Annotated in this window: 21 protein-coding genes and 1 riboswitch; of the genes, 5 read left to right on the top strand and 16 right to left on the bottom strand. The window is 63.4% G+C overall.

Going from position 1 to position 20,239, the window contains the following annotated elements; translation table 11 throughout:
* Window positions 1-121 precede the first annotated feature (121 nt).
* A complete protein-coding gene (locus ACSAMM_RS14055) occupies window positions 122-1,750 on the top strand; it encodes a DUF4091 domain-containing protein (RefSeq protein WP_457791914.1) in 1,629 nt (542 codons plus the stop codon).
* A gap of 42 nt (window positions 1,751-1,792) precedes the next feature.
* Here ACSAMM_RS14055 and ACSAMM_RS14060 read toward each other — a convergent pair whose 3' ends face one another.
* The 6 genes from ACSAMM_RS14060 to ACSAMM_RS14085 are packed head-to-tail and all read right to left on the bottom strand — an operon-like array spanning window position 1,793 to window position 6,841.
* Entirely contained in the window at window positions 1,793-3,208 is a 1,416-nt protein-coding gene (locus tag ACSAMM_RS14060) for an aminopeptidase (protein WP_178725208.1), read from the bottom strand.
* A 44-nt stretch (window positions 3,209-3,252) separates the two neighbouring features.
* Window positions 3,253-3,855, bottom strand: a complete 603-nt coding sequence (locus ACSAMM_RS14065) for a lytic transglycosylase domain-containing protein (protein WP_457791915.1) — start codon at window positions 3,853-3,855, stop codon at window positions 3,253-3,255.
* 19 nt (window positions 3,856-3,874) lie between these two features.
* The gene (coaE, locus tag ACSAMM_RS14070; RefSeq protein ID WP_457791917.1) at window positions 3,875-4,492 is read right to left on the bottom strand and encodes a dephospho-CoA kinase; all 618 of its coding nucleotides are present in this window, start codon (window positions 4,490-4,492) and stop codon (window positions 3,875-3,877) included.
* Window positions 4,476-5,522 carry an L-threonylcarbamoyladenylate synthase gene (locus ACSAMM_RS14075; protein ID WP_457791918.1) on the bottom strand — a complete coding sequence of 349 codons (1,047 nt, stop codon included), beginning with the start codon at window positions 5,520-5,522 and terminating at the stop codon, window positions 4,476-4,478. The genes coaE and ACSAMM_RS14075 overlap by 17 nt, the downstream gene beginning before the upstream one ends.
* Window positions 5,519-6,598 carry a peptide chain release factor 1 gene (gene prfA / locus ACSAMM_RS14080; RefSeq protein WP_457791919.1) on the bottom strand — a complete coding sequence of 360 codons (1,080 nt, stop codon included), beginning with the start codon at window positions 6,596-6,598 and terminating at the stop codon, window positions 5,519-5,521. The genes ACSAMM_RS14075 and prfA overlap by 4 nt, the downstream gene beginning before the upstream one ends.
* Window positions 6,599-6,649: 51 nt before the next feature.
* Window positions 6,650-6,841 (bottom strand): DUF951 family protein, encoded by a 192-nt coding sequence (locus ACSAMM_RS14085; RefSeq protein WP_178725218.1) that lies wholly within the window; start codon window positions 6,839-6,841, stop codon window positions 6,650-6,652.
* A gap of 242 nt (window positions 6,842-7,083) precedes the next feature.
* On the opposite strand from ACSAMM_RS14085, the gene ACSAMM_RS14090 reads away from it, so the two are divergent.
* Window positions 7,084-8,409: an MATE family efflux transporter gene (locus ACSAMM_RS14090; RefSeq protein WP_178725220.1), complete on the top strand. Its 1,326-nt coding sequence runs from the start codon at window positions 7,084-7,086 to the stop codon at window positions 8,407-8,409.
* A 64-nt stretch (window positions 8,410-8,473) separates the two neighbouring features.
* Here the strand turns inward: ACSAMM_RS14090 and ACSAMM_RS14095 are convergent, their stop codons facing one another.
* Both ACSAMM_RS14095 and ACSAMM_RS14100 read right to left on the bottom strand, forming a co-directional pair.
* Window positions 8,474-8,608: a hypothetical protein gene (locus ACSAMM_RS14095; RefSeq protein WP_457791920.1), complete on the bottom strand. Its 135-nt coding sequence runs from the start codon at window positions 8,606-8,608 to the stop codon at window positions 8,474-8,476.
* Between the two features lie 68 nt (window positions 8,609-8,676).
* Window positions 8,677-9,405 carry a serine/threonine-protein kinase gene (locus ACSAMM_RS14100; RefSeq protein ID WP_457791921.1) on the bottom strand — a complete coding sequence of 243 codons (729 nt, stop codon included), beginning with the start codon at window positions 9,403-9,405 and terminating at the stop codon, window positions 8,677-8,679.
* Between the two features lie 54 nt (window positions 9,406-9,459).
* On the opposite strand from ACSAMM_RS14100, the gene ACSAMM_RS14105 reads away from it, so the two are divergent.
* Window positions 9,460-9,888: a helix-turn-helix domain-containing protein gene (locus ACSAMM_RS14105; RefSeq protein WP_457791922.1), complete on the top strand. Its 429-nt coding sequence runs from the start codon at window positions 9,460-9,462 to the stop codon at window positions 9,886-9,888.
* Window positions 9,889-9,934: 46 nt separating this feature from the next.
* Here the strand turns inward: ACSAMM_RS14105 and ACSAMM_RS14110 are convergent, their stop codons facing one another.
* Window positions 9,935-11,119 carry a hypothetical protein gene (locus tag ACSAMM_RS14110; protein ID WP_457791923.1) on the bottom strand — a complete coding sequence of 395 codons (1,185 nt, stop codon included), beginning with the start codon at window positions 11,117-11,119 and terminating at the stop codon, window positions 9,935-9,937.
* A gap of 618 nt (window positions 11,120-11,737) precedes the next feature.
* Here ACSAMM_RS14110 and ACSAMM_RS14115 point away from each other — a divergent pair.
* Both ACSAMM_RS14115 and ACSAMM_RS14120 read left to right on the top strand, forming a co-directional pair.
* A complete protein-coding gene (locus ACSAMM_RS14115) occupies window positions 11,738-12,298 on the top strand; it encodes an RNA polymerase sigma factor (RefSeq protein ID WP_457791924.1) in 561 nt (186 codons plus the stop codon).
* Window positions 12,288-13,580: a hypothetical protein gene (locus ACSAMM_RS14120; protein ID WP_457791926.1), complete on the top strand. Its 1,293-nt coding sequence runs from the start codon at window positions 12,288-12,290 to the stop codon at window positions 13,578-13,580. The genes ACSAMM_RS14115 and ACSAMM_RS14120 overlap by 11 nt, the downstream gene beginning before the upstream one ends.
* A 78-nt stretch (window positions 13,581-13,658) precedes the next feature.
* On the opposite strand, the gene ACSAMM_RS14125 is transcribed toward ACSAMM_RS14120, so the two are convergent.
* From ACSAMM_RS14125 to tadA, 7 genes are all read right to left on the bottom strand, one after another.
* On the bottom strand, window positions 13,659-14,150 hold the full coding sequence (locus ACSAMM_RS14125) for a hypothetical protein (protein ID WP_457791928.1): 492 nt from the start codon (window positions 14,148-14,150) through the stop codon (window positions 13,659-13,661).
* Between the two features lie 155 nt (window positions 14,151-14,305).
* Window positions 14,306-15,454: an energy-coupled thiamine transporter ThiT gene (locus ACSAMM_RS14130; protein WP_457791930.1), complete on the bottom strand. Its 1,149-nt coding sequence runs from the start codon at window positions 15,452-15,454 to the stop codon at window positions 14,306-14,308.
* A gap of 115 nt (window positions 15,455-15,569) precedes the next feature.
* Window positions 15,570-15,680: riboswitch (TPP riboswitch) on the bottom strand.
* Between the two features lie 72 nt (window positions 15,681-15,752).
* Window positions 15,753-16,397: an HAD-IA family hydrolase gene (locus tag ACSAMM_RS14135; protein ID WP_178725239.1), complete on the bottom strand. Its 645-nt coding sequence runs from the start codon at window positions 16,395-16,397 to the stop codon at window positions 15,753-15,755.
* A gap of 107 nt (window positions 16,398-16,504) precedes the next feature.
* Window positions 16,505-16,867, bottom strand: coding sequence for a DUF1667 domain-containing protein (locus ACSAMM_RS14140; protein WP_457791931.1), 363 nt, complete (start codon window positions 16,865-16,867; stop codon window positions 16,505-16,507).
* Window positions 16,867-18,138: an NAD(P)/FAD-dependent oxidoreductase gene (locus ACSAMM_RS14145; RefSeq protein WP_457791933.1), complete on the bottom strand. Its 1,272-nt coding sequence runs from the start codon at window positions 18,136-18,138 to the stop codon at window positions 16,867-16,869. Before ACSAMM_RS14145 ends, ACSAMM_RS14140 begins: the two co-directional genes overlap by 1 nt.
* Window positions 18,119-19,582 (bottom strand): FAD-dependent oxidoreductase, encoded by a 1,464-nt coding sequence (locus ACSAMM_RS14150; protein WP_457791934.1) that lies wholly within the window; start codon window positions 19,580-19,582, stop codon window positions 18,119-18,121. Before ACSAMM_RS14150 ends, ACSAMM_RS14145 begins: the two co-directional genes overlap by 20 nt.
* Before the next feature lie 154 nt (window positions 19,583-19,736).
* Entirely contained in the window at window positions 19,737-20,234 is a 498-nt protein-coding gene (gene tadA, locus ACSAMM_RS14155) for a tRNA adenosine(34) deaminase TadA (RefSeq protein WP_457791935.1), read from the bottom strand.
* Between the last annotated feature and the right edge of the window lie 5 nt (window positions 20,235-20,239).

A 20,239-nucleotide genomic window follows, 5' to 3' on the forward strand; every position in this document is an offset into this window, starting at 1 on the left:
AACTGGCCGAATCGGATACAATCCTGGCCGAAAGTGTCAATCCCCGCCGTAGAGAATTTGCTATAATTTGAGCCATACTGTGGGATTTACTGTAGCGGATAAGGAGATGTGGACAATGGGGATGGACATACGAGTACTCGACTCCCTGCAAAAGGTGTTTGCCGACGAGGAACTGCCGGCCGGCGGGACGGCGGGCGTGACCGCCCTGCGAGGGGAACGGGTGAATTTTCAAGTGGCCTGCCGTTCCACGCAGGTCGCACGGATGCTGGTGGCCGCCCGGGCTCAGCTGCCCTTCAGCGGCGAGGCCGATTTGTACGACGTGGGACAGGCGCCGGTGGCGCTCCCCTGCTATGGCCAGGGGGACGGGCAGTATCTTAGCACCAAGCCGGGGCTGTACCCCGATCCGCTTTTTCCGCACAAGGGGGAACTGCGGGTGCTCAGCGGGCAGTGGCGCTGCCTGTGGGTATCCTTCGTGGTGCCGGATGACGCCCCCGCTGGAGAGAGCGTGGTGACGGTGCGGCTGACGGCGGGAGAGGAGCAGGCCGAGGCGACGTTCCGGGTGGAGGTCATCGGCGCCGCGCTTCCCCCCCAGACGCTGGTACATACCGAATGGTTCCACGCGGACTGTCTGGCCACCTGGTACGGAGTGGAGCCGCTTTCCGAGGAGCACTGGACCATTCTCGGCAAGTATATGAAGAACGCGGCGGCGTATGGCATCAACCTGCTGCTGACGCCGGTGTTTACCCCGCCGCTGGACACGGCGGTGGGCGGGGAGCGGCCCACCGTGCAGCTGGTCGATGTGACGGTGCGTGGCCGGGAGGTGCGCTTCGGCTTTGACAAGCTGGATCGCTACATGGAAATGGCGGAAGCCTCCGGCATCCAGTACTTTGAGATCTCCCATCTGTTTACTCAGTGGGGGGCCACGGCGGCGCCCAAAATTTTGGCCGACGTGGACGGCGAGGTCAAACAGATATTTGGGTGGGACACCGACGCGGCGTCGGCAGAGTACACGGGCTTCCTGAAGGCGTTTCTGGAGGCGCTCCAGGCGCATTTACGGGCGAACGACCGACTGTCCCGCTGCTATTTCCACGTGTCCGATGAGCCGAGCATGGACGCGCTGGAAAGCTACGGCCGGGCGGCGGCGGTGGTGGACGAGGCCCTGGGCGGCGAATACCCGGTCATTGACGCGCTGTCCGACTATGCCTTCTATGAAAAGGGGCTGGTGAAGCATCCCATTCCCGCCAATAACCATGTGGACACCTTCCTGGATCATGGGGTGGAGCATCTGTGGACCTACTATTGCTGCGGGCAGGGGGAGGATGTGAGCAATCGCTTCATGGCCATGCCGTCGGCGCGCAATCGGATTCTGGGGGCGCAGTTGTTCAAGTACCACATCGAGGGGTTCCTACAGTGGGGCTATAATTTCTGGTACAGCATGCTTTCCAAGCGGCCGATCGACCCGTATGCCGAGACGGGGGCGGAGGACGCTTTCCCGGCGGGGGACGCCTTCCTGGTATATCCCGGCCCGGACGGGGAGCCGGTGCCCTCCATCCGGCAGCTGGTGTTCCACGAGGGGCTGCAGGATCTGCGGGCGCTCCAGCTGCTGGAGCAGAAGCTGCCTCATGAGGCGATCGTGGCGCTGCTTGAGCAGGACGGCGCGGTGAAATTCAAAGAGTACCCCCGCACCTCGCAGGCTGTGCTGGCCATGCGGGAGCGGGTCAACCGCAAAATCCAGGAGCTTTGGGGATAAGAGCAAAAAAAGAAGCGGCCGCGCTGCGCGGCCGCTTCTTTTTTATTGACGGTTTAATAAGGCGTAAAACGCTCGGTGGGCCATATACACGTCGATTTTGGAGACTACCTCGTAGGGGGCGTGCATGCTCAGCACCGGCACGCCCATGTCCACCGTGTCTACGTCCAAATCTGCGATATACTTGGCCACAGTGCCGCCGCCGCCGGCGTCCACCTTGCCCAGCTCCCCGATCTGCCAGACGACCTCGCTGTCGTCCATGATGCGGCGGATCTGCCCCATCAGCTCGGCCGAGGCGTCATTGGTGTCCGATTTGCCGCGGGAGCCCGTGTATTTGGTCAGCACCACGCCCTGGTTGAGCTGAGCGCAGTTGCGCTTCTCCATTACTTCGGGATAGATGGGATCCAGCGCCGCGTTGACGTCGGCCGACAGGCACAGGGAATTGGTCAGCACATGGCGGGCCTCCTGCCCAAAGGCGGCGGCAATGTCCGCGATGAAATACCGCAGGAAGGCGGACTGCATGCCGGTATTGCCCTCCGAGCCGGTTTCCTCCTTGTCGGCCAGGATGGTCACAGCGGTGTAGGCCGGGACGTCCAACGCGAGCAGGGCGGTCAGCGCAGGATACGCGCAGACCCGGTCGTCGTGGCCATAGGCCGCGATCATGCTCCGATCAAAGCCCAGATCCCGCGCCCGGAAGGCGGGCACGATTTCCAGCTCCGCCGACAGGAAGTCGGCCTCGACAATGCCGTATTTCTCATGAAGCAGCTTCAGGATATTCAGCTTGACCAGATCGCTGCCCTCATCGTCCCGGAAGGGGCGGGAGCCAATAAGCAGGTTGAGATCCTCACCCTTGATGACCTCGGTGGCGGGGCGCTTCATCTGCTCGGTGCCCAGGTGGGGCAGCAGGTCAGTGACGCAGAAGACGGGATCCCCGTCGTCTTCGCCCACCCGCACCTGCACGGTGGTGCCGTCCCGGCGGACGATGACCCCATGCAGGGCCAGGGGAATGGCCGTCCACTGGTACTTCTTGATTCCGCCGTAATAGTGGGTGTCGAAATAGGCCAGATTGCTGTCCTCGTACAGGGGGTTGGGCTTGAGATCCAGGCGGGGAGAGTCAATGTGGGCCGCCGCGATGGACACCCCGTCGGTAATCGGCCGGCTGCCGATTACCGCGAGCAGCAGGGATTTATCCCGGTTGCTGTAATACACCCGGTCGCCCGGCTTGAGCGCGGCGGTCCGGTCAAAGGGGACGAAGCCCGCCTTTTCCGCCTCCCGGATAGCGGTTTCCACCGCCTCCCGCTCGGTCTTGGCCGCGTCGATAAAGGCCTTATACTCCTCGCAATAGGCGTCCGCCTTGGCGATTTCCTCCTCGCTGAGGGTTTTGGCCGCCTGGGTGGGCGCGTAGCACAGCTCCTCCCGCAGCTTGTCGGCCGCTGTTTGTTCCTTGTTCTTGTCCGCCATGTCGACACACATTCCTTTCCAAATGCCGCTTGAAGCGGCTGTATTTACGCCATATCGTACAGCTCGCGGTACATCGCCTGAGCGTCCCGCACCCGCTGCACATAGTTCCGGGTTTCCTCAAACGGGATGGCGGTCAGGGTTTCGCCGTCCTGCGAGTACGCCGGATCCTTCAGCCAACGGCGCACGTTGCCCATACCCGCGTTGTAGGCGGCGAGCACCGTGTCCGGTTCCTTAAATTGTTCCCCCAGAAGCTTGAGGACATACACCCCGTAGCGAATATTCACCTCCGGGCGGAACAAATCCTCCCCGCCCACCGGCTCGGCGCCCGGAGACTTGCTCACCGCCCAGTCCAGCGTGTCAGCGGTCAGCTGCATCAGGCCCCGGGCGTCCGCCGAGGATACCGCCTGAGGGTCAAACCCGCTTTCGGTGCGGATGACGGCGTACACCAGGGACGGCTCGATACCGTATTCCTGAGAAAAGCGGCCGACCAGCTCGTCATACTGCAGGGGATAGGCCGCCTTCATATAGCGGTGATAGCCCTCCCGCAGCAAGAAGCCCGTACCGACGACCAGCGCCGCCAGCAGCAGCAGCTCCAGCAGGATGGAGAGCCCGCCGCGCTTTTTATTTTCGGTTTTTGCCTTGCTCACGGCCGGACCCCTTTCTGTCTTATGTCCGATGGTTTATACAGGCCAGCAGCGCGTCCGCCTGCCGCCTGAGGGCGGCCAAATCGCCGTCGTTGACCAGCAGCCGGGCACCCTTGGCCCGATAAAAGGCCTCGTCCGGCTGCACGGCCATCCGCCGCCGCGCCTCTTGCTCGGTGATGCCGTCCCGCGCGAGAATCCGCTTCAGACGCAAGTCCTCCGGGGCGATCACCGCCGCCACCAGGCCACAGATGGCGTCCATGCCGCTTTCGTACAGCAGCGGCGCGTCCACCACCGCCGCCCGGCAGCCCGCCGCCTCCCACTCCTGCAGCCGGGCGAGGGAGCGTGCGATAATGGCCGGGTGAGTGACGGCGCTCAGCTTTTTAGCGGAGGCGTCGTCCTGAAACGCCAGGGCGGCCAGCCTTTTGCGGTCAAGGGTTCCGTCGGGGCGCAGGATGTCGGGAGAAAAGGCCCGCGCCAGCGCGGCCAGGCAGGGGGAGCCGGGCTCCACCACCTCCCGGGCGATTTTGTCGGCGTCCAGCACCGGCAGCCCGGCGGCGGCCAGCATGCCGGCCACGGCGGACTTGCCCGCCCCTGTGGGGCCGGTCAGTCCCAGGACAAACAGCTTATCCGGCCGGTTCATCCGCGTCCACCACCTCGAATCCGGACGCCCGCAGCATCCGGTTATAGACCGCCAGCCCCACGCCGTCCTCCGGCGGGCAGGCGGCGTATACCTCCTCGGCTCCCAGTTCATCCAGTCGCCGCAGCGCGTCGAACAGCCGATGGGCCTGATCCGTTCCGTCCTCCCGGCGCCCGTAGGTGACGAACGGCACGGTCAGCGCGCTCTCTTCCCCGTCGAAGCACATGGCCGTCACCCGGCCGGGGAACGCGGCCCCCCGCCGGTTGACATAGGCCGCGTAGGCGGCGGGAGATCCCTTGACCAGCACCACATGGGCCGCCGGGGCATAATGCTTATATTTCATGCCGGGGGAGGCGGCCGCAGCCCCTTCCCGCAGGGCGTGGGTCACCGCTTCGTCCACGTCCACCGGCCCCGCGACAGCCTCCAGCATCTCCAGCGTGACCCCGCCGGGGCGAAGCAGCCGGGGCGTTTCGCCCGAAAGATCCACCACTGTGGATTCCACCCCTACGGCGCAGGGGCCGCCGTCCACCACCGCGGCGATCCGCCCCTCCATGTCCGCCAGCACATGGGCGGCGGTCGTAGGGCTCGGGATGCCGGAGCGGTTGGCCGACGGGGCCGCGAGGGGCCGCCCCGTCAGGCGGATGAGGTCCCGCGCCACCGGATGGGCGGGGAAGCGGACGGCTACCGTGGTCAGCCCGGCGCTCACCTCGTCCGGTATGCAGGGGGCGTGCGGCAGGATCATGGTCAGCGGGCCCGGCCAATAGGCGGCGGCCAGCGCCCGGGCCTTCTCCGGAATATGGGTCACCAGCGCCGCCCAGTCGCTTATGTCGGCAATATGCACGATGAGCGGGTTGTCCATGGGGCGGCCCTTGGCCTCGAAAATCTTCCGCACCGCCCGCCCGTTCAGGGCATCCGCCGCCAGGCCGTAGACAGTCTCGGTGGGAATGGCCACCAGCTCCCCGGCCCGCAGCAGCTCCGCCGCCCGCCGCAAATCCGCGGGCGCGTCGGTCAGACGCAGGGTTTCGCCGCTCATTGTCCCTCACCCGCCGCCTGTAGTTTTTCCGCCCGGTCGGCGGTTATGAGCGCGTCGATGATTTCGTCCAAATCGCCGTCCATGATCGCGTCGATACGGTAGAGGGTCAGGCCGATGCGGTGATCCGTCACCCGCCCTTGGGGGAAGTTGTAGGTGCGGATCCGCTCGCTGCGATCCCCGGTGCCTACCTGGGAGCGGCGATCCGCCGCGATGGCGGCGTCCTGCTCCTGCTGCTTGCGCTCGAACAGCCGGGCCCGCAGCACCCGCATGGCCTTATCCTTGTTCTTGAACTGGCTGCGCTCGTCCTGGCATTCCACCACCGTGCCGGTGGGCAGGTGGGTGATCCGGATGGCCGATTCGGTTTTGTTGATGTGCTGGCCGCCCGCCCCGCTGGAGCGGTAGGTGTCGATTTGCAAATCCGCGGGGTTGATTTCCAGCTCCACCTCCTCGGCCTCGGGCAGCACCGCCACCGTGGCGGTGGAGGTGTGAATCCGGCCGCCCGCCTCGGTTTCGGGCACCCGCTGCACCCGGTGGACGCCGCTTTCGAATTTGAAGCGGCTGTATGCACCGTCACCGGTCACCATAAAGCTGACCTCTTTGCAGCCGCCCAGTTCGGTTTCGTTGCGGTTCATCACCTCGGTGCCGAAGCCGCGCCGCTCGGCGTACATGGTGTACATCCGCTGCAGTGAATTCGCGAACAGGGCCGATTCCTCCCCGCCCGCGCCCGCCCGGATTTCCACAATGACGTTGCGCTGGTCGTTGGGATCCCGGGGCAGGAGGAGGAGCTTCAGCTCCTCGGCGCAGGCCTCCGCCTTTTCCCGGTTCTCCGCCAGCTCCTGCTCCGCCAGCTCCCGCATCTCTTTGTCCAGCCCGCCCCCGTCCAGCAGGCCGCGGGCCTCCTCGGCGTACCGCTTGGCCGCCGTATATTCCCTGAATTTTTCCACGATGGGCTGCAGTGCGGCGCTTTCCTTCATCAGCTGGCGGTACTGCTCCACGTCCGCGACCACCGACGGATCGTACAGCCGGTGCTCGATTTCTTCATATCGTTTTTCCACTTCGCTCAATTTATCCAGCATATTGGCCTCCGTATAATTCTGGTTATATTTACAACTTGTATACAGGGCCGGCTAGAGGGTGTCGTCCTGGCGGTGGATGCGTTTGATGTGCCGCTCGATTTTCAGGCGGGGCACCAGCATTTCATGGCCGCAGCCCTCGCATTTGATGCGGAAATCCATCCCCACCCGCAGTACGGCGAAGCGATTGGCCCCGCAGGGGTGGTTTTTTTTCATTTCCAGAATGTCCCCGACTTGGACGTTCACGGCGCAGCCCTCCTTGTTTGATGGTATGGAATAGTATACCACAGGATTCCCGGCCATCGCAACGGCGGGAGGCGCCGATTTGCAAAAACCCCGCGGTTTTTTCTTAACTTTTCCCACTTTTTCACCCGCCGCCCATACGGCGCGCCGATTTTTTCGCGTATTTTCGCATTTTTTGTCGCTTTAGCGCTTGCATTCGCGGCGGTCTTCCTCTATCATTAAGGTTTGAGAAAGAGGGCGGCGGCATGTTTACGGCGAAGGATCTGCGCAAACTGATTTTACCCCTGATTGTGGAGCAATTCCTGGCGGTCACCATTGGCATGGCCGACACCATCATGGTGGCCAGCACCGGGGAGGCGGCCATGTCCAGCGTGTCCCTGGTGGACGCTATCAATATCCTGCTCATCAACATCTTTTCCGCCCTGGCCACCGGCGGGGCGATCGTGGCTTCCCAGTACCTGGGGCGGGAGGACAACAAGCGGGCCAATGTCGCCGCCAAGCAGCTGCTGTTGGTGACCACGGCTATGTCGGTGTTTATTATGGCCGTCTGCCTCATCGGACGAAACCCCATCCTCGATCTGATTTTCGGGAAAATCGAGCCGGAGGTGATGGATAACTGCCGGGTGTATTTTTTCTGGTCGGCCCTGTCCTATCCCTTCCTGGCCGTCTATAACGCCGGGGCGGCGCTTTACCGCTCCATGGGCAATTCCAAGGTCTCCATGCTCACCTCCACCCTGATGAACGCCATCAACATCGCCGGCAACGCCCTGCTGATTTTCGGCTTTCATATGGGGGTGGCGGGGGCGGCCATCGCCTCCCTGTTCGCCCGCATGGTGGGGGCGGTGCTCATCACCTGCCTGCTGCGCTTCAAGCCCCATGTCATCCAGCTGGAGGCCGTGTTTAAGCTGGATTTCCAGCCCGAGATGATCAAGAATATCCTGAAATTCGGGGTGCCCACCGGCCTGGAGAACGGTATGTTCCAGATCGGCCGGCTGATGACCCAGGGGCTGGTGGCCACCTTCGGCCTGACGGCCACCACCGCCAATGCCATCGGCATGAGCTTGTCCGCCTTCCCCCAAATCCCCGGTACCGCCATCGGCCTCGCCATGGTGACGGTGGTAGGCCAGTGCATCGGCGCCCGGCGGCAGGAGGAGGCCAAACGATATACGCTGAAGCTCACCGGCCTCGCCTATTTGGCCATGGGAGCGCTCAATCTGGTGATGCTCGCCCTGCTGCCGGTGGTCATCGGCATCTACAACCCCTCCCCCGCCACGGCGGCGCTGGCCCGGGAGCTGATGCTGTACTGCATCGCGTGCACCATCCTGCTGTGGCCCGCCTCCTTCGTGCTGCCCAACGGGCTGCGGGCCGCGGGGGATGTCCGCTTTACCATGACGGTGTCCATCGTCTCCATGTGGGTGTTCCGCATCGGGTTCAGCTACCTGCTGGCCAAGGGGCTCCAGATGGGGGTGCTGGGAGTCTGGATCGCCATGACCATCGACTGGGCGTTCCGCATCCTGTGTTTCGCCATCCGGTTCTTCCGAGGCAAGTGGATGAACAAACAGCTGATTTAAAAACGGGGAACAGGGGCGCGGTATTTACCGCGCCCCTGTTCCCCGTTATGGAGGAGGAAAAGAATCAGCAGCCGCAGCCACAGCCGCGCGCCTCACCACATCCACATCCGCTATCGTTGTCGTCGCAGAGCAGAATCAGGATGATGATGAACAGGATCCACGTGCAGTCCAGGCCGCAAAACAGGTTCTTCAGGCACATAATCGGTGACCTCCTTTCTTCCGAGCTCATTCCATTCTATGCGCTGGAAGGAAGTCGGTCACTGATTTTTATCTGGGAAGGAAGGCGGGCCAAAGCAGCAAGGCTCTCTTCAGGGAGACAACGGAAGGATACCGGGATTCCACATCCGTGCGCGTACATTTTCGAACCATGTGGGCGGGGTATCCCCGGCACATCCGGACGGAGGGATGCTCCCCGCTCAACATCTGGTTGAACAGAACGCCCAAGGCGTAGATATCCGCCCGCGGCTCGGTCGCGGACAGTCCAAATTGCTCCGGCGGGGCGTATCCCACCGTGCCGGCCACCTGCGTGTCTCTCTCCTGAAAGCCGCTGCGTATACGGGAGATGTGAAAATCGATCAAGGTAATCGTTCCGTCGTTGGTTATCAGGATGTTGGACGGCTTGATATCCCGATAGACTATGCAGGCGTCATGCAGGATTTCCAGGGCGTCGCAGAGCCCCAGCATATAGCGGCGCGCTTCTTTCCCAGATACAGCGCCTTGCTTCATCCGTTGGGCCAGGGTGACGCCGTCCACAAATTCCTCCAGAACGATCAGCCGGTCTCCGTCCGCCCGCACCTCATAAATCCGCGGCAGGCAGGGGTGCTCCAACGGCAGGAGCCGCCGATAAACCTCCTCGTTGGTATTCTCCAGATCCAGCCGCACCAGCTCCATGCCCGTTTTTCTGTGACGGCAAAGGCCGATGCGGGAGGCGGCGGTCTGCTTGAGTATCCGCACGTCCTCATATTCGGCTTGGAACCAATCGAGCCATGGTTGCATTCTCGTCACCGTCTCGCTATAATTTTATACAGTATTGCCGCAGGAGGGAGCCACATGCTGGAACGGGCCACAGACGATATGCTGCTGGAGCTGCAGCAGGCGGATCTGCATATGGAAAGCTATCTGGAGGAAAACCGGGACGGCTTTGTCCATCAAACCGTGGGACAATATCTGACGGAGCTGGTGGAAAGCCGCGGGAAGAAACGGGCGGACGTCATCAAAGCCGCGGATATTCACACCAGCTATGCCTACGCGATTTTCGCGGGGCAGAAATTCCCTGCCCGGGATAAGATCCTGCGCCTGGCACTGGCCATGCAGTTGACGCTGGAGGAATGCCAGCGCTGCTTAAAATTCTGCCAATATCCGGTGCTGTACCCGAAAATCCGGCGGGACGCCGTACTGATTCGGGCCCTGCATACGCACCAGAGTGTGCTGCTTTGCAATCAGGCCCTGGACGATGTGGGGGAGAAGCCGCTGGATTAGGCTCTGTTTGGAAAATCCAGAATACTGTCTATTTTCCAAGCAGGGCCTAGTAAAGATACAGCTCAATGATATGACGGGAGGTGACATACCCGTCCTTGTCCATATCGTCCGGATTCCAGCTAAGGTCCTTAGCGCTGTCCACGGGCGGGTACTGCTGCGTCTGCACCAGCATGCCTCTTGTCAGCTTTTGGCGGCCGCTGGAATCCGCGCGCAAATAGGCGGAAATATTTTCCGTATAGTCCGGCGTTATCCGAGCGGCGATTTCCGCCGCGACACTGCGCATGGTATCCATACGGGCGCGGGCGGCGGCCCAGCCGGGCGAACCGACCGCCTCCAGCCGATAGAGGATGCGCTGCTCGATGGTAAAGCGCACGTAATCCCCATACACGGAGAACTCCATGGTAAACGGGTTCTTTTCCGTGCGGTGCGTCAGCGTATACCGATACCGGCCGTTTTTCAGCTCTTCGCGCTTTAGAATCTCACACGGGCATGCGGCCAGCGCCTGACGCAGCCCGGCCTCGGCGGTCAGATGGGCCCACGTCTTTTCCGGTGCGCTGGAGGAGGGCTTTGCCGCGCCGCCCTTGTATCGATCGGCAGGGCAAAAATACAGACGGTGCCGGACGTCGCTGGTTTTTTCACCGTCTAGATACAATTCGTACTGGTGGAAATAACCCTCTTGTGTTATTTCCAGGCAATAGGGCGCGCTGCCCAAGAAGGCAGCGGAGTCCTCCGCCCAGAGGTAGTCCTGGGCGTGATCGTTCCAAATGAGCGGGCGGGTTTTCAGCATGGCTGTATAGATGTCGAAGCTGCTGCTATGCGCCGGATTGCTCTGAGTAATCACCCGATAGGCATAGAACATCAGCAGCGGCTCTAAAGCCCGGTCGGTATAAGAACCGTCGCTGTCCAATTGGACAAAGCCGCTTGTGTTCTCCAGCACAACGCTCAGCAGCGGTTTTTCCTTCCAGCGGATTTCATAGGTATACCAGTGATTCCCATACAAGGCGGTAAAATCCGCCGGCCGGGAGGTGTTTACCTTCAGAACCCGCAAATCGGTTTCATAGGAGGCCATAAACTTGGTATACAGGGGATCGGTGGCCATAATGTCCGGCCGGTACATAGCGGACGGCACGTAGAGTCCACTGTCTTCCTGGCGGATCAAGGATTTAATTGCCTGTTCCAGCCGGTACGCGTTGGTGACGACTTCGCCGTAATAGCCTGTCCGGTTTATCACGGCGGAAGAGCCCGTCGATGACGAGGAAGCGGGCGCGGAGCCAGATACGGAATGAGGGGGACTGGGCGAAACAGACGCTTCGGAGCCCGAAAACGACAGCTGGGATGGCGGCTCCGCCGGCGGGGTCAAGCCGCCTGACGCGCTGTTTTCGGACGGTGCCTGGCTGGCAGAGGGTGGCTGTGAGGCGGCCCCGACGGGGAGGCCGGACGGCGATTCCCGAACAAGCAGGACCGTCAGCACACAGCCCGCCAGAAGCAGCGCCCCGGCGGAGAGGGGCAGCGCCCCTGGAAACGGCTTTCGATTCAACGGCCGGCGGGTTTGGACGAGCCTTTTGCAGCAGTGCAGGCAGAAGGACGTCCCGGTAGGCAGGGAGTGACCGCAGTACGGACAATGTTTCTGTTCACAATCCGGCATCCTATCCCCTCCCTGTATTTATTATAAAGGATCCGGCACCCTTTGCAAGCAACGTCTGCGGAAATTTTCGCAGGCGTTTTTTATTTTGTTCCCGTAAACACCCAAGGATTCGGCTTTCTGGTATCATATATAGATGAAGGGGATCGGCTCCGATCCCCTCGACTCTGCAGAGGTTGGCCCAGATGGGCGGGAGGAGCGGTGCTGATGACCAAAGCGGAACTGGAGGCCGGCCTGGCGGCCGTTGCGGCAGGCGATCCCAACGCCCTGGCCGAGCTGTATCGGGCCTATTATCAGCCGGTTTTTCTACTGGCGGCGTCCCTGACGGGGGATACGGCGCTGGCGGAGGATACGGTGCAGGAAGTGTTCCTGACAGTGCAGACCTGCGCGGGCCGGTACCGGCCGGGCACCAACGGGCGGGCGTGGCTGTTCGGCGTCACCCGCAATGTGGCCCGCTGGCAGCTGCGGCGCGCCCACTACGACACGATGGACGAGGAGGAGCCCGACGCCCTGCCCGCGGCCGGCGGGACGGAAACCGGCTGCCTGGAGACCATGCTCGTCGGCGAAGCGCTGCGGGTGCTCTCCGCCGGCGAATATCCCGTGGTGGTTCTTCACGTGTTCGCCGGCCTGAAGCTCACCGAAATCGCCCGGTATCTGGATATTCCCTATGGTACCGTCCTCTGGCGGTATTCGGAGGGGAAGAAAAAACTCAAACGGTATTACGAGCAATTGGATAAAGGCGAAAGAAGGGAAACACATGTCGGATAAACAAGGCTGGAAGGAGCGCCTGCGCGGCGACGTCCGGTTGACGCTGCCCGAAAAGCCGGACATCGTGGGCCGCTACACCTCCTGCGAACGATTCCTTCCAGAAGATCAGAAGCCCGTCAGGGCGTGGATCGCCGCGGGAGCCGCCTGCGCGGCGGTGCTCATCGCGCTGGCGGCCTTTACCATCCCCTATGTGGCGGGCAGTCTGCCGAAGGAGCCCGGAATAGGGCCGGGGGAGGCGGAGTCCTCCACCGGTATGGAAGATTCCCGGATCCGGGCGGCCTTCGCCGCCTACTGGGCGGAAAACGGCGGGGAGCCCTGGTCGGCCGACGCGTTCGGCCTGCTGGGCACCTGCGGCGACTACGCGGTGGTTACGTACGCCGGCCCCGGGGACGACGCGGTTCACTCCATCCTGCTGGATGGCTATACGTTCCTCAGCCCCGCGATATACAGCCCCTCACCCTTGGGGGTGTATATCGTGTGGAGCGACCGGGTGTCCACCCTGGAAGACGCGGTGGCGGCCGGCAGCGTGCAGGCGGCGGACGTGTGGCGGATGCTCCCCAAAGAACGGCGGGGAGCCGGCGGCTCCTCCGCCGCGCTGCCGACAACCGCCACATCGGCCGTGCAGACGCCCTTTTTCTACGCGACGATTCTCGAAAGCCTGAACGGCTCCTATATGGTCAGGCCGGAAGCCGATTTCAAGTACGCGGGGGAGCGGGTGCATGTCTCCGCGCCGAAGGGCGCCCCCGTCTTCGAAGCGGGCGATCGTATCACCGTCTACTACGACGGGCGGATTATGGAAACCTATCCGCCGCAGGTCAACGCCCTGCGCATCGAAGCCTGCACGGTTCAGACCACCAATCCGGGCCCACAAGTGAAGACCACCGGCAAGCCCCCCGCCTCCGTGACCAATCCCTCGACGCCCGGCGCGCGCGGCGAAATGGCGGGTCGACTGTTCGATCACCTGGAGAAAATAGGTGCCTGGCCCAAAGGCATGTACGAACGGGCGGCGTTCACCGAAACCGTTCCAGTGCTGTATGACGGGATATCCTACACCGTGTTCCGCCAGCATATGGGGGCCCATTGGGACGCACAGCTCGACGGCAAACCGTACAGCGAGGACATCGGCGGCTATACCTTCACCGGCGGGCAGATGGCGCCGTATAGCCTGGCCATATACGTGGTGACCCGCGACGAGGTGCTCACCCTGCAAGAAGCCTACGAGCAGGGAAAGGTGGATATCGCCGCCCTCCACGCGGCCATGTATCCGGACGAAAAGAACTAGAAGAACCATCGTAAGCGGCCGCTTGGCCTTTATAAATCCAGCGTAAAAAGCCGGCGGATGGATACATCCGCCGGTCATTTACAGTGTTTGCATACGCGCGGCCAGATCCGGCCTGCCCTCCACCGTCAGCCACCGCCCGCCTTGGGGCGGCGCCTCGCCCTCGATGCGTAGGCACCCATCGAAATAGGCCACCGTCCTTACCGTGCCGTCCCGGTACGTCAACTCCAGAATCAAAGCCGTGCCGTTCCGTTCGCCCCAATCCTGCGGCGCATTGTCGTGCAGCGTCATGCGGGTCAGCAGGGACAGCGCGCGCTTGAGCCGCTTGGCGTCGGTCAGCACCCGGGAAGCAGCCTCCCGGCCCGGCGGCTGGGTGTAAAACTCCAGCTTTACCACGTCCCCCGCCTTCCAGTCCACCTCGACCGCATCCCCCGCCGGCCGGACGGTAACGCCGGCGTAGGGCGGGGCCGGATGCTTGTCTTCCGCCCGGGAACCCTCCGCCGGGCGGCAGGAGGCCAGACAAACGCAAAACGCCGCCGCCAGCGCCGCAGCGATTCCCCGCACCCGTTTCATATGGCATACTCCTTCCACAATCCCATCACGGCGATCCTATGGATAGTGTGCCTATTCTTCCCCTTCATCATACCACGCCATTTGTTAAAATTCAACGCATTCCTGCCAGTATATGCAAAAAGGCCGGGAGAGGATACCCTCTCCCGGCCCCGGGTTTATCCCGCGTGAACGGGCGTCTTTTCTTCCTCAGGTTTCGCTGCCACCCGCTGTGCGCGGGTCTTGTCGTATTTGTTCAGCGCCAGAATGGCCAGCGCGCCCAGCGCCACCGCCATCACCGGCCCGATATACCATACCGCGTCGGGCCAGACAAAAGCGGGCAGCCCCTCGGTAAGAGCGGTGGAAACGATATGGATCCCATCGAAGAAAACCACCGCGGCCACCACCGCAGATTTCCGCAGCCCGGCGAAAGCCAGCGCCAGCACCACCGCTCCAGCGGTCAGCCCGGCCAGCATCGCCCAGTCCGCGCCGGCCGTGCCGTGCTGGATGACATGCACCACGTCATAGGCCAGAGCAAACCCGCCCAGTGTCCAGGGCCGCGCAGCCTGCGGGACAAAATAGAGAACCACCGCGCACAGGGACACCGCCGCCATCAGCAGCCAGTTGGCCCCGCCGATCAGGGTGATATCGAAGCCTTCCTCGGTCTGCACCGCGTTGTACAGCATTAGCGCGTCAAACGCCACCGCCGCTGCCAGGCAGAGGCCGCCCAGCAGATTGGAGCCCTTGCGGGCAGTCGCCGGCACCCGCTCGATGGTTTCCCGCCGGAAATCCAGCATCTGGCCCACAAAAATCGCACCGATAACGGTGATGATGGTCTCGGGCACCATGTACGAGGCGTTGTACACGATGGAATAAATCAGCGCGTCATGGGCCGGGATGGAGATGTCCGCCCACACGGTGGCGCCCACCCCCGTATGGCAGAGATACCGGATGAAGCAGGCCAGCACCGCGCCGGCAGCCAGGGCCCCGCTCTGGCTGGAAATGACCTTGCGGAACACCCCGCCCAGTCCCATTGCCATGAACGCCAGGAGGAAATCGAACACAGCCACGGCGATCAGGGCCCGCGTGCTGGTCACATAGCTGAAGCTGTTCAGCCCCATCAGCATCTGCAGCAGGCTGGCGGCAAAGGCGGTGAACAGGCCCCATTTGGTGCCATAGCGGTAGGCGATGATCAAAATCGGCAGCATGCTGCAGGCCGTGACGCTGCCCCCGAAGGGCATGTCCACGATTTTGATCAGGCTGAGCACGGTGGCGAACGCCAGCATGATGGCGCTCTCCGTCAGTCGGATGGATTTGCTGGTTTGCATAGAGGCGTCTTCCCTTCTCTTTCCTGCCACGAATCATGCTTCATAAAAAAATCCTCCACCCGTTGGTGGAGGATTTTCACGCAGTTCCGGAAGACAGGCCCAAGGCCCGTCCGGCAGCCGCCTATGAAAACATCCCTCCGCCGGTATTATCCGGATCAGGTACAGGGTTTAAAGCCAAACGGGCTTCCTCTCAGCCGGCCTTACGCCAGCACCCCTTGTTTCGTTTATGCAGGTGTCTTTTCGCCGTTTTTCGCGGCGTAATCAGCATACACCCTTGTGGAAACTTTGTCAAGCCCGCTCACCAGCGCAGCGCTTCAGAAAAATCCTGCAAAAACAGGTCCGCCTCCCGCGCCAGCGCTTCCCTGGAGTGCCGGTTGGAGGGATCGGCCACCGCCGCGGTCTGAAAGCCGCCCGCCCGCGCGCCCCGTATTCCCGCCAGAATGTCCTCCAGCACCAGGCAGTCCGCCGGCGGCAGAGCCAGCTTCTCCGCCGTGCGCAGATAAATGTCGGGGAAGCCCTTGCCCCGCTTTACCTCCGCCAGGGTGGTGAAGGCGTCGAAGCAGTCGTAAATCCCCGCCCGCCGGAGTGCCGGGGCAAAGAGCTTCTCGTGGTTGGCCGTCGCCACCGCCAGCCGGATGCCCCGCGCCTTCCACCGGCGCAGCAGCTCCGCCGCATAGGGTTTGGGCTCCACCCGGAAGGCATAGGCCTCCTCCGCCATGCGCATCCATTCCTCCATCACCGCCTCCGGCGTTTCCGTCAGCCCGAACCGATCGATGGTATATACGGCCGTCTCCCGAAAGCTCAGCGGAACAATGGCCTGCACGTAGTCATCCGGAACGGTCAGCCCCCGCCGGGAAAGAAACGCCACATCGATGTCGTCCCACATGCCCATGGAGTCGAGCAGCGTGCCGTCCAAATCAAAAATCGCCCCGCGAAACCGCACGGAACCCCCTCCTCTGCTTTGTGCGTCGGATACAGTGTACCATACCCCCCGGCGTCTGTAAACAAAAGCCGGGAGCTTTCCGCTCCCGGCTTATTCTATTCGTTTCGTTATTCCGCGTCCTGCGTGGCTACCACCGCTATGCCGGTGCCCAGCAGATCGGGCACCACCACGTCGCCCCGCCGCACAGGAACGGTCAGCTCCACCTGCCGCAGAGCCTCCATAGCGTCGAACAGCCGCTCCTTGGGGATGGCCCCCACTGTCTTGACCGGCAGGCGGGGATGCGCCCCTCCCGTCAGCCGCACGGTGGTGGTCAGCACCCGGGTGGGCGCGGTCAGCTCCTGCAGGGCGTATGCCTCGCCTCGGGGGCAGCCGTTGCCCTCAACCGTCCAGCGCCCTTCCTCCTGCCGCGCCCGCAGCCGGCAGCCCTTCGGGCAGACGATGCAGACCAACCGGCGTTCCAAACCGTCCATCAGCCGTTCCCTCCCTTCACAACCTGTACCGTAACCGGCTCCGCCGCGTCTCGCATCAGCTTGGCCGGCAGCGGCAGCCGTTCCATCTCGCCGGGCGCCATATGCTCCCGTTTTTTCTCGAGCAGCACCCGTTCCCCGGCGCTCACCCGCAGCACGGCGTTTTCATACACCGCGTTCACCCGGAAAAACAGCTCCGCCGTCTTGCCCATCCGATCCGGCCGGATCACCTGAGGCACCGTGTAGGTCACGCCTTCCCCGGCCCGGATCGGCACCTCCAGGGCCGGGCCGCCCCGCGCGTCCCCCTGCAGATAAGCCGCCGCGGCCTCCCCTGCCCGGGTGCTCTCCATGGTGACGAAATCCACCAGGTCGTGCACATGCACCACATTGCCGCAGGCGAACACCCCCGACAGGGACGTCTCCATATTTTCATAAACCCGCGGCCCGTTCGTACGGGGATCCAGCTCCACTCCCGCCTGCCGGGACAGCTCGTTTTCCGGAATCAGCCCCACCGACAGCAGCAGGGTGTCGCAGTCGAACACCATCTCGCTGCCCGGCACCGGCCGGCGGCTGTCGTCCACCGCCGACACCACCACCTGCTCCACCCGCTTGTCTCCCCGGATGTCGGTGACGGTGTGGGACAGGTAAAGCGGAATCCCGAAATCCTCCAGGCATTGCGTGATGTTTCGCTGCAGCCCGCCGGAATAGGGCTGCAACTCCACACAGGCCAGCACCTTGGCCCCCTCCAGGGTCAGCCGCCGCGCCATGATAAGCCCAATGTCCCCCGAGCCGAGAATGACCACCCGCCGGCCCGGCATACAGCCCTCGATGTTGACAAACCGCTGGGCGCATCCGGCCGTGTAAACCCCCGCCGGCCGGGTGCCGGGGATGCCGATGGCTCCCCGCGTCCGCTCCCGGCAGCCCATGGCCAGCACGATAGCCCCCGCCTGGATGGACAGATAGCCGTCGGTGGGATTGACTGCCTGGATGAGCCGGCTGTCGGAAATGTCCAGCACCATGGTGTCGGTCTTGATGTCGATGCCCTGGGCCGCCTTGTCGATGAACCGCCCCGCGTACTCCGGCCCGGTCAGCTCCTCCTTGAAATAGTGGAGCCCGAACCCGTTGTGAATGCACTGATTGAGAATGCCCCCCAGCGTCCCGTCCCGTTCCAGCACGAGGATGGAGCGCACTCCCTTGTCCCGGGCGGCCACCGCCGCCGCCAGCCCCGCCGGGCCGCCGCCAATGACGACCAAATCATATCCGATGGTATTCATGTCCCAGCTCCTCCGTGAGTATTTCGGTCCCTTCCCCGTCCTGCAGCACAGCAGTCAGGGGAATGTTCAGCTCCCGCGCCAAAATGGCCGCGATGCGGGGGCTGCAGAAGCCCCCCTGGCACCGGCCCATGCCGCTGCCCACCCGCCGTTTGACCCCGTCGATGGAACGGGCGGGAACCGGTGCGTGTATCGCTTCGACGATTTCCCCCTCCGTCACCGTTTCGCACCGGCAGATCACCCGGCCCATCCGCGGGTTTTCCGCCGCCATGGCTGCCCGATCCCGCGCTCCGGCGTACCGGAAGGGCCGCGGCCGGGGATGTAGGCGGAATCCCTCCCGCTCCTGCAGGACAAGGCCGCTCTTTCGCAGCAGCGCGACCGCCTCCTTCGCCAGGGCGGGGGCCGAGGTCAGACCGGGAGACTTGATTCCCGACAGGTTGATGAACCCGGGACAGCCGGGCGCTTCCTCCACGATAAAATCGTCCCGATCACTGATAGCCCGCACCCCCGCGAAATTGCGGATGGATTCCCGCAGGTTGAATCCAGGCACGGAGCGGCGAGCCATCCCCGCCACAAAGCTCAGCCCCTGGGCCGTGACCGCCACATCGTCCGGACCCGCGGCGGGGATGGCGTCCGGCCCGACGATGAGATTGCCGTGGACCGTGGGGGATACCAGCACGCCCTTTCCCGCGGCGGAGGGGCACTGAAACACCGTGGCCCCCACCAGTTCCCCCTGGGATTTGTCCAGCAGATAGTACTGCCCCTTGGAGGGCTGTATCCGGAAATAGGGGGCAGTGACGAAGGCGTTGACCGCGTCCGCGTGGGTGCCCGCCGCGTTGATAACCCGCCGGGCGAGAAAATCGCCCCCCGTGGTGTGCAGCCGGAACCCGTCCGCCTCCCGTTCGATGCCGGTCACGGCGCAGCCTCCGTGGAACTCGCAGCCGTTGACTACCGCCGTGTCCGCCAGGGCGATGGCCATCTCCCACGGGCTGATAATTCCCGCCGTGGGCGCCCATAAGGCCCCGCATACCTCGCCGGCCAGCGCCGGCTCCCGCCGGCGGGCCTCCTCGCCGCTCAGCAGCTCCAGCCCCGGCACGCCGTTGGCCTGCCCTCTCTCGTACAGCCCGCGCAGCACGGGCAAATCCTCCTCGGACAAGGCGACCACCAGAGAGCCGTTGCCCACAAAAGGCACCCGCAGTTCTCCGGCCAGCTGCCGGGTCAGCGCGTTGCCCTCCACATTGAAGCGGGCCATCCGCGTGCCCGGCTCGGGGTCGTACCCGGCGTGGATGATGCCGCTGTTGGCCCGGGTGGTGCCGGTGCCCACGTCGTTGCTCCGATCGAGAAGCGCCACCCGGGCGGTGGTTTTGCTCAGTTCGAAGGCGGCCGCGCACCCGACGATGCCCGCCCCGATGATCGCGACGTCAAAGGCGGTGGATTGGTTTGGCATAGATTCGATTCCCCCTGTCAGCGCCCGCAAGACAAAAAAAGAGCTGTACAGCAAACACACCCGCGGTTTCCCCAGGTCCTGTTTGTGCACAACTCAATCGCTCCGGCACGTATTCTGTTGATAAATTCAGTATACCACAGATTTTTGCAAAAGGCTACCTCTTTTTTTGCTCATTCCACGGCCCCGTCCGCTTTTTTCCGTCCCGCTCCCGCCGCAGCCGCTGGAAGAACCCCGTCAGCTCAGCCGCGCATTCCTCCTCCAGCACCCCGGTCACCAGCACGGGCCGGTGGTTGTAGGGCAGGGCGAACAAATCGACCACCGACCCGCAGGAGCCGGCCTTGGGATCCGCCGTCCCCTGGACGACCCTGCTCAGCCGGGCATTGATGATGGCCCCCGCGCACATGGGGCAGGGCTCCAGCGTCACGTACAAATCGCAGCCGGAAAGCCGCCATCCCCCCAGCCTCGCGCAGGCCCCGGCTATGGCCTCGATTTCCGCGTGAGCCAGGGCGTGGCGGGCGGTTTCCCGCCGGTTTCGCCCGGTGGCGATCACCTCGCCGTCCCGCACGATTACCGCCCCCACCGGCACCTCGCCCTCCTCCGCCGCCTGCCGCGCCAGCTCCAGCGCCAGACGCATGTAGGTTTCGTCCGCCAAGACCA

It is taken from the genome of Anaeromassilibacillus sp. SJQ-5 (assembly GCF_054108045.1).